5 protein-coding genes and 1 tRNA gene are annotated in these 9,169 nt (G+C 62.2%); 2 read left to right on the top strand and 4 right to left on the bottom strand.

The features are described from left to right. Positions 1 to 2: 2 nt before the first annotated feature. Positions 3 to 77 (bottom strand) — tRNA-Lys (locus tag WCJ41_RS18175). Positions 78 to 224: 147 nt separating this feature from the next. Between WCJ41_RS18175 and glmU the strand changes: the two genes are divergently transcribed. Beyond that, positions 225 to 1,577: a bifunctional UDP-N-acetylglucosamine diphosphorylase/glucosamine-1-phosphate N-acetyltransferase GlmU gene (gene glmU, locus WCJ41_RS18180; RefSeq protein ID WP_336907255.1), complete on the top strand. Its 1,353-nt coding sequence runs from the start codon at positions 225 to 227 to the stop codon at positions 1,575 to 1,577. A 10-nt stretch (positions 1,578 to 1,587) separates the two neighbouring features. Beyond that, positions 1,588 to 3,414, top strand: a complete 1,827-nt coding sequence (gene glmS, locus WCJ41_RS18185; RefSeq protein ID WP_336907256.1) for a glutamine--fructose-6-phosphate transaminase (isomerizing) — start codon at positions 1,588 to 1,590, stop codon at positions 3,412 to 3,414. Here the strand turns inward: glmS and WCJ41_RS18190 are convergent. The 3 genes from WCJ41_RS18190 to WCJ41_RS18200 all read right to left on the bottom strand — a co-directional run bounded on the left by WCJ41_RS18190 (position 3,401) and on the right by WCJ41_RS18200 (position 8,990). Continuing rightward, a complete protein-coding gene (locus WCJ41_RS18190; protein ID WP_336907257.1) occupies positions 3,401 to 4,627 on the bottom strand; it encodes a TCR/Tet family MFS transporter in 1,227 nt (408 codons plus the stop codon). The two genes, glmS and WCJ41_RS18190, sit on opposite strands and share 14 nt — an antisense overlap. Positions 4,628 to 4,694: 67 nt before the next feature. Beyond that, a complete protein-coding gene (locus tag WCJ41_RS18195; RefSeq protein WP_336907258.1) occupies positions 4,695 to 7,853 on the bottom strand; it encodes a multidrug efflux RND transporter permease subunit in 3,159 nt (1,052 codons plus the stop codon). Positions 7,854 to 7,856: 3 nt separating this feature from the next. Continuing rightward, the gene (locus WCJ41_RS18200) at positions 7,857 to 8,990 is read right to left on the bottom strand and encodes an efflux RND transporter periplasmic adaptor subunit (RefSeq protein WP_336907259.1); all 1,134 of its coding nucleotides are present in this window, start codon (positions 8,988 to 8,990) and stop codon (positions 7,857 to 7,859) included. Positions 8,991 to 9,169 lie beyond the last annotated feature (179 nt).

Genomic DNA, 9,169 nt, shown 5'->3' on the forward strand with positions numbered 1-9,169 from the left:
ATTGGTGAGCCCGCCGGGGTACGATCCCGGGACCCTCTGATTAAAAGTCAGATGCTCTACCGCTGAGCTACGGGCCCACAGCCAGTTTATTCGCCTGGCGAATGGGCGCGTAACATAGTGGGGGGTGGGGGGGCGGTCAACAGAATTGCTGCTCGCCTTCCTATCGCCTCGAGCATTCTGGCATGCTACGGAAAACGCATGAGATTCTCTAAATCGGTACGGGTATGAGCGACGTCTCGATCATTGTCCTCGCTGCGGGCAAGGGCACGCGGATGAAATCGAACCTTCCCAAGGTCTTGCATCGTGTGGCGGGACGTAGCCTGTTGGGCCACGTTCTGCATGCCGCTCAGGTTCTTGGTCCCAGCGAGACGGTTGTGGTTCTAGGGCCGGATATGGATGCCGTATCCCATGAGGCGCGCAAGGTGTTTCCCAATGCACGTGACGCTATCCAGGTGGACCGCCTCGGCACTGGCCACGCCGTTTTAATGGCACGAGAGGCCCTCAAGGCCTTCAACGGCACCGTTCTGATACTTTACGGCGACGTACCTCTGATTTCGTCTGGCAGCCTAAGACACGTCGTGGATCTTGCCGGCCAGGGAATGGCCGTCCTCGGTTTTGAGGCCGCGAACCCCCGTGGTTATGGCCGTCTTTTGCAGGACGCAGCCGGCGATGTCGTGCTGATCCGCGAGGAACTTGATGCAAATCCAGCGGAACGCGAGATTCGTTTGTGCAATTCCGGGATTATCGCAATCAACTCTTCGCTTCTTTGGTCTCTGCTGCCGAAGATCGGCAATGGCAATGCCAAGGGGGAGTATTACCTGACCGATCTCGTGGAGATTGCGACCGCGGCGGGTGCGAAATGTCGGCTTGCGGTGTGCTCAGAGGCGGAAGTTGCCGGTGTCAATGACCGAGAACAGTTGGCGGGAATCGAAGCGACGCTTCAGAATGCTTACCGACGGACCCACATGCTGAATGGCGTGACTTTGGTGTCGCCCGGATCTGTGTTTTTTTCAGCCGACACGGTGCTCGGTCAAGACGTGGTGATTGAACCTGATGTCGTGTTTGGGCCGGGTGTCGTGATTGGTGATGATGTCGAAATTCTTGCCTTCTCTCATATAGAGGGAGCGCGCGTGGCGTCCGGCGCGCGGATAGGCCCATATGCTCGTTTGCGACCGGGAGCAGACATCCACGAGGGTGCACATATTGGTAACTTCGTTGAGGTCAAGAAGGCAATCATCGGGAAAGGTGCCAAGGCCAATCACCTGTCCTATATCGGCGACGCAAGTGTTGGCCCGAAGACCAACATCGGTGCGGGTACGATCACGTGCAACTATGATGGTTATGAAAAGCATCTGACTGAAATCGGTGAGAATGTCTTCATCGGTTCAAATACTGCACTTGTTGCACCGGTTAGCGTTGGGGATGGCGCCTCGATTGCAGCTGGTAGCGTGATCACACGCAACGTGCCAGCAGACGCGCTGGCCATCACCCGCGCCGAACTCGAGTTACGTGTCGGGTGGGCGAAGCGTTATCGAGAAATGAAGGCGGCTCGCAAGGCCGCTCGTAAAGGCAAGTAAGGCATTTTCCATGTGTGGCATCGTCGGCATCCTCGGCAAGGAACCTGTGGCGGACAACATCGTCGAGGCGTTGCGGCGTTTGGAATACCGCGGCTATGACTCGGCGGGTGTTGCGACATTGACACCCAGCGGCATTGAGCGACGCCGCGCGGTGGGCAAGTTGAAGAATCTGGCCAGTTTGCTTGTGCGCGAGCCACTTTCTGGCACCTCCGGAATCGGCCACACCCGTTGGGCCACCCATGGGGGGGTGACGGAGACCAACGCCCATCCTCACGCGGTGGGGGATGTTGTGGTGGTCCATAACGGCATCATCGAAAACTTCCGCACGCTGAAGGATGAGATGATTGCCGAGGGAGCGGTCTTCACCACACAAACTGACACGGAGGTCATCGCCCAGCTACTCTCCCGCGAATTGAAGCGCGGCAAGCTTCCGCGCGAAGCGGTGCAATCCGTGCTGCCAAGACTGCATGGTGCCTTTGCGCTTGCCATCCTGTTCAAGGGCGAGAACGACCTGATGATCGCCGCGCGCAATGGCCCGCCGCTTGCTATCGGGCATGGCAACGGTGAAATGTTTGTGGGCAGCGATGCCATTGCCCTTTCTCCCTTCACCAACCGCATCACCTATCTCGAGGATGGCGACTGGGCGGTGTTGACACACAACTCCGTGGAGATCCTCGACGCTCAGGGGAGCCGCGTCGAACGGCCGATGAGTTTCAGCCAGGCCTCCACCATGCTGGTCGACAAGGGCAACCACCGCCATTTCATGGCGAAGGAAATCGAGGAGCAGCCCGAAGTCGTTGGACATACGCTGGCCGAGTATGTGGATTTCTCGGAACGCACTGTGCGTATCCCCGAAGGCCTTGCATTTGATTTTGCGAAGCTGGACCGCATCACCATCACCGCCTGCGGCACAGCTTCATATGCAGGGCTCACGGCCAAGTACTGGTTCGAACGCATCGCACGTCTTCCGACAGAGGTCGATATCGCTTCCGAGTTCCGGTACCGTGAGGCGCCGTTGCCGAAAAGCGGTCTTGCCATTGTTGTGTCCCAGTCAGGTGAAACGGCCGATACGCTGGCGGCGTTGCGTTATTGCAAGTCGCAGGGACAGCACACGCTTGCAATCGTGAATGTGCAAGAGTCGACGATCGCGCGAGAGAGTGAAATGGTGTTCCGCACTTATGCGGGGCCTGAGATCGGGGTCGCCTCCACCAAGGCCTTCACCTGTCAGCTTACGGCGCTCGCTTGTCTCGCCATTCTTGCTGGCAGATTGCGTGGCACCATCTCGTTGGAGCAGGAGAAGGAGTTGGTCGGAGCGCTGATCATGGTGCCGCGGCAGATGACCGAGATTCTGAAGGAAGAGAAGCACATCGCCGACGTTGCCCGTGAGATTGCCAATGCACGTGATGTTTTGTTCCTTGGCCGTGGGCTGAACTATCCGATCGCTCTCGAGGGCGCGCTGAAGCTGAAGGAAATATCCTACATTCACGCCGAGGGCTATGCGGCGGGTGAACTGAAGCATGGGCCCATTGCGCTCATTGACGAGAATGTACCTGTGATTGTCATCGCGCCGCACGACGAGCTTTATGACAAGACGATTTCCAACATGGAGGAGGTCGCTGCGCGCGGCGGAAAGATCGTGCTGTTGACGGACGATCACGGCATGAAGGACAACGAGCACAAGGCGTTCCGCTCCATCAGGGTGCCGAAGGCGCATCCGTTTGTCAGCCCGCTGCTGTATGCTGTTCCTGTGCAGTTGCTGGCATACCATGCGGGCGTGTTCATCGGCACCGACGTTGACCAGCCTCGGAACCTTGCGAAGTCCGTTACGGTCGAGTGACAGGCTTCACCTCCCGGAGCGTGAGGAAGTAGACGAGCGTTGCCGCCAGCATCAATGCGGCGAGGAAGAATGGCGCTCCGACGGATACCGATGAGCCTCCCGGTTCGACAAACCAGCCGAAGACCTGCGCGAAAAGCACCGTTCCCAGCAACATGCCGATGCTCTGGAGGCTTGCAATGCCGCCCTGGATTTCGCCTTGCGCATCATCCGGCGCCTCATGGGACATCATGGCGGTGAGGGCAGGGTGCACGAAGCCTTCCGGCGCGTGGATGACCAGCAGGATGAGCACTGCGAGAAGCCCGGGCGCCAGGCCATAGCCGACAAGAGCCACCACGGCCATGACGAGGCCGAAGAGGGCGGCGTTCCTCTCACCCATCCATTTGACCACTGGCCCGGTGAGTCCGCCCTGCGCGAGGGCGGTGATGAGGCCGAAGGCCGCGAGCGTCAGGCCCACCGTGGCCTCGGACCAGCCGAAGGCGGCGATGCCCCAGAAGGCCCAGATGGCGGGGTAGACGGCGGTCGAGAGGAAGTAGAGGAACATGACTGCGCTGAGGGGCACGACGCCCCGGTACTGGGCGAAGACCTTCAGCGCGCCGACGGGATTGGAGCGTGCGAGTGAGAAGCTTCGGCGGTTCTCCGGTGCGAGTGTCTCGGGCAATACGAACCAGCCGTAGGCGAAATTGAGAAGGGCAATGCCCGCCGCCACGAAGAAGGGAACGCGGGGGCCGAAGGTGCCGAGCAAGCCACCAATGGCCGGGCCGATGATGAAGCCCAGGCCGAAGGCCGCACCCATGAGGCCGAAGACCCTGGCGCGGTCCGCCGGCTTGGTGATGTCGGCGAGGAAGGCATTGGCGGTCGTGTAGGAGGCCCCGCAGATGCCAGCGAAGATCCGGCCAACGAACAGCCAGAGCATGGAGGGCGCGAAACCGGTGAGCAGATAGTCGATGGCAAGGCCGAAGACTGAAAGCAGCAGCACGGGCCTGCGGCCGACGGCGTCCGAAAGGTTGCCGATGGCCGGGCCGAACAGGAACTGCATGCCGCCATAGGCGAAGAACAGCCAACCACCCCAGATCGAGGCTCCGGCGAGGTCCGTTCCGCTCACCTCCTCGATGAGCCGCGGCAGAACCGGCATGACGAGCCCGAAACCCACCATGTCGAGGAACACGGTGATGAACACGAAGGTAACCGCGAACTTGCCGGGCCGGCGCGACATGGTTTCCTCCAATTGGCCGAGCCTCGTCTACGTGTGCAGCCAGCGCTCCGATCACGCCGCCCACCTGTCAGGTTACGGTTGGCTCCGGCGGATGTGGCTCCGCCGCCGCCGTATCTCCTGTTCCGTGCACCTTCTCGCGGCCCCACTGGAACACCACGTAGAGCAGCGGGATGAGGAAGATGCCGAGCACCGAGGCGCCGATCATGCCGCCGAACACTGTCGTGCCCACGCCGCGGCGGCTGAGCATGCCGGCGCCTTCGGCGAAGACCAGCGGGATGAGACCGGCGATAAAGGCAAAGCTCGTCATCATCACGGCGCGGAAGCGCTCCTTGGCGCCGGTGGTCGCCGCATCGACGATGCTGTGCCCCTTGCGCCTGGCCTCCATGGCGAACTCGACGATCAGGATGCCGTTCTTGGCGGCAAGCGCGATCAGCACCACGAGGCCGATCTGGGCATAGAGGTTGTTGGAGAGCCCGGACACCTTGAGCGCCAGAAGCGATCCCATGACACCCGCGGATACGGAGAGCAGCACGGCAATCGGGATCGTCCAGCTTTCGTAGAGGCCGACAAGGAAGAGATAGGCGAAGAGCACGGCCAGCCCGAGGATCATGGTGGTCTTGCCGCTGGCAGCCTTCTCCTGCAGCGCGGTGCCGGTCCACTCATAGCCGAAGCCCTTCGGCAGTGCAGTGGCGGCGACCAGTTCCATCGCGGCAATCGCCTGGCCTGAGCTGTAGCCCGGGGCCGGGCTGCCGTTGATGGTGGCGCTGCGCACGTTGTTAAAGCGGGTGATCGACTGCGGCGCGAGGATCAGCCGGGCCTCGGCGAAGGCGCGGACGGAGACCATCTCGCCCTTCTTGTTGCGGACGGAAATGCGATAGATGTCGTCGATCTTGGAACGGTCCACGGCCTCGCCCTGCACGGTGACCTGCCAGGTGCGCCCGAACATGTTGAAGTCATTGACGTAGGATCCACCCAGCACCGCCTGCAGAGTCGAGAAGACGTCGGAGAGGTCAATGCCCAGCGTCTGGACTTTGTCACGGTCGATATCGAGGAAGAGCTGCGGCGTGTTGGCGGCAAAGGTTGTGAACACCCGCGACAGGTTGGGGTTCTGGTTGGCGGCGAAGACGAGCCCGCGGGCCACTGCCGCCAATTCACGCGGTGCCGCGCCAGTGAAATCCTGCAGCTGGAACTCAAAGCCGCTGCCGGTGCCAAGGCCGATGATGGGCGGGAGATTATAGAAGATGACATTCGCCTGTCGCACGGCCTGGCCCTTGGCCATGAGCCGCCCGATGATGGCGTTGACGTTGAGCGACGGATCGGTGCGCTTGGCGAAGGGGGCCAGCGTCAGGACGAGCAGGGCGGCGTTTGACTTCACTTGCCCGTCGAGCATGGAGTAGCCGGCCACGGTCATCACGCCGGCGACGCCTTCCATCTGACCGGCCATGTCGGAAACCTGCTTGGCCACGGAGGTGGTGACGTTGAGGGACGACCCTTCCGGCAGCACCACCTCGCCAAAGATGGCGCCCTGGTCCTCGGCGGGGAGGAAGCCCGACGGCGTGACCTTGAACAGCCAGCCGGTGACCGGAAAGATCACGGCGAGCGCAATGAGGCCGATGATGGCCATGCGCACCAGGCGCTTGACGACCGCGGCATAGCCGTCACGCGCCATGTTGATGCCACCGAGGATCTGGCGCATCGGGAAGCGCTTCGGCCCATGGCTGTTCTTGAGCATGACGCCGCACAGCGCAGGCGACAGCGTGAGCGCGTTGAGGGCCGAGATGAACATCGAGACGGTGACGACGACCGCGAACTGCTTGAACAGCTGGCCCGATATGCCGGGAATGAAGGCTACCGGCACGAACACCGACATGAGGACGAGGGTGATGGCGATGATGGGTGCCGTGATCTCGCCCATTGCCTTGCGGGCGGCTTCCTTGGGCGTGATGTTGGGGTCTTCCTCCATCTTGGCTTCGACGGCCTCGACCACCACGATGGCGTCGTCCACCACGATGCCGATGGCGAGCACGAGGGCGAGGAGCGAGACGGTGTTGGCCGAAAAGCCCAGTGCCACCATCACCGCAAAGGTGCCGATCAGGGACACCGGAACAGCGATCAGCGGAATGATCGTGGCGCGCACGGAACCGAGGAACAGGAAGACGACGATGACCACCAGCGCGAAGGCCTCGAGCAGTGTCTTCACCACCTCGTGGATGCTCTCCTCGACGAACTTGGTAGTGTCATAGGTGACGTTGTAGTTCATGCCTTCGGGGAAGTTTGTCTTGGCCTCCTCGAGGATCTTGCTCACGGCCTCGGCACTGGCGATGGCATTGCCGCCGGGCGCCTGGTAGATGCCGATGACGGCGGCAGGCAAGCCATCCTGACGGCCCAGCGTTTCCATGAGGCGGGCGCCCAGTTCGACGCGCGCCACGTCCTTCAGGCGGACGAAGGAACCGCCCTCGGTGGCACGGATCACAACGTCGCCAAATTCCTCCGGCGTGGTGAGGCGGCCCTGGGCCTGGATCGACAGCTGGAAGGCCTGGTCGGGCAGGGATGGCGCCGAGCCGATGCGGCCGATGGCGGCCTGCACGTTCTGCTTCTTCAGCGCGTTGATGATGTCGGCCGGCACCATCTCGTAGTCGATCAGGCGCTGCGGGTCGACCCAGATGCGCATGGAATAGTCGGTCGGTGTCAGCAGGCTCACATCGCCCACGCCGCGCACGCGCTTCAGGCGGTCGAGCAGGTTGATGGTGACGTAGTTGGACAGGAACAGCTGATCCTGCTTCGGGTCAGTCGAGGTGAAGGCCACCATCTGGAGGATGGCGGAAGAGCGCTTCAGTACGCTCACGCCCTGGGTGCGCACTTCCTGAGGCAACTGAGCTTCGGCGAGCTTCACGCGGTTCTGGACGTTGACGGTGTTGAGGTCCGGATCGGTGCCGACTGCAAAGGTAATGGTGAGGGTGTAGCTGCCGTCGTTGCCGCTGGTCGACTTCATGTAGATCATGTTGTCGACGCCGACGACGCGGGACTCGATGGGCTGGCCCACTGTGGTTTCGACCACCTCGGCGCTGGCGCCGGCGTAGTTCGCGGTCACCTGCACCTGCGGCGGCACGATGTTGGGGAACTGGGCCACCGGGATCAGCTGCATCGCCACGAGCCCGGCGATGGTGATGACCAGCGAGATGACGACCGCGAGGCGCGGCCTGTCGATGAAGATCGAGGAAAACATCCGTCAGGCCTCCGGCTTGACTTCAGTCGCGTCCACGACCTGGCCGGGTTTGACCTTTTGCACGCCTTCGGTGACCACAAGGTCACCCGCCGAAAGCCCCTTGGCAATGGCCACGAAGCCCGCCTCCTGCCGCAGCAACTCGACGCGCCGCACCTCGATCTTCCTTTCCGAATTGACGACGAGCACGAAGGGACCGGACTGGTCGATCTGGATGGCGTTGACCGGCGTCACCAGCGTGGGCTCGGCGGACTGCGCCTCGACCACGGCAGTGACGAGCTGGCCATCGACCAGCAGCCCTTGCGGGTTGGGGAAGGTGGCGCGGACGTTGACGGAGTCTGTTCCCGTGTTCACGCCGACATCGAGGAAGTCCACCTTGCCGGGATACTGGTAGCGCTTGCCCTTGCCGATCTCGACATAGACGGTGTGGTCTCTGAGCTTGGCGTTGTCGCCCATCTTCTCGCGCACGGCGATGAGGTCGCGCTGGCTGACGGGGAAGGTGACGCCAATCGGATCCTGCTGGACGATGGTGGCCAGTGTGCCGCTCTGCGGGCTGACGAAACTGCCGACGGACAGCAGCGACTTGCCGATGCGCCCGTCGATGGGCGCGCGGATTTCGGTGTAGGAGAGTTGCAGCTTTGCCTGGTCAAGCTCGGCAATGTACTTGTCATACTGGCCCTTGGCCTCGTTGCGGGCGGTGCGGGCATCATCCAGCTTGGTCTGGGCGGAGGCTTCCTTGTTGACCAGCGTGGTCTGGCGCGTCAGCTCGATCTCGGTGCGGTCGAGCCGGGCCTTTGCCATGGCGACCGATGCCTCGGCTGCGGCAACCTTCGCCTCGTAGGGCGCCTTTTCGATCACATAGAGAAGGTCGCCGGTTTTGACGGACGCACCCTCGGTGAAGTTCTGCTTGTCGAGATAGCCCTCGATGCGGGCTAGCAGGTCCACCTTGTGAAGAGCCTCGACGCGGGCCGAGAAGCTGACGGAGGGACGGAGATCCTTGGCCTCGACCTTGACCACGGTGACGGCGGGGATGGGGGCGGGGCCGGCGGCCTGCTGCGTCGAGCCATCATCACAACCTGCAAGCAGGCCTGCGAAGAGGAGCATCGCGCCAAGTCCTGCGCTGCGTGCCGAGATTGTCATTCCGCCCTCCGTCGAGAATCCACCAATGACCTGAATAAGACAGGCTGCCAGTGAAGGGAAGCACGCGATTGTGAAGGCGCGGCTTCGCCTTTGCGAGGGTTTCATGTGCCCCTCAGGGAGAAAGTGGGAGGCGCGGGCGCTGCCCGGCGCGGTGTGCCAGCCGTGAAGCTGGCGGTAGA

Source organism: Aestuariivirga sp. (assembly GCF_037139295.1).
Lineage (GTDB): Bacteria > Pseudomonadota > Alphaproteobacteria > Rhizobiales > Aestuariivirgaceae > Aestuariivirga.

What these genes read in the sequence shown, in the direction of transcription:
- glmS (WP_336907256.1), top strand. Translation starts at nt 1,588, where the DNA reads ATGTGTGGCATCGTCGGCATCCTCGGCAAGGAACCTGTGGCGGACAAC.
- WCJ41_RS18190 (WP_336907257.1), bottom strand. Translation starts at nt 4,627, where the DNA reads ATGTCGCGCCGGCCCGGCAAGTTCGCGGTTACCTTCGTGTTCATCACC.
- glmU (WP_336907255.1), top strand. Translation starts at nt 225, where the DNA reads ATGAGCGACGTCTCGATCATTGTCCTCGCTGCGGGCAAGGGCACGCGG.
- WCJ41_RS18200 (WP_336907259.1), bottom strand. Translation starts at nt 8,990, where the DNA reads ATGACAATCTCGGCACGCAGCGCAGGACTTGGCGCGATGCTCCTCTTC.
- WCJ41_RS18195 (WP_336907258.1), bottom strand. Translation starts at nt 7,853, where the DNA reads ATGTTTTCCTCGATCTTCATCGACAGGCCGCGCCTCGCGGTCGTCATC.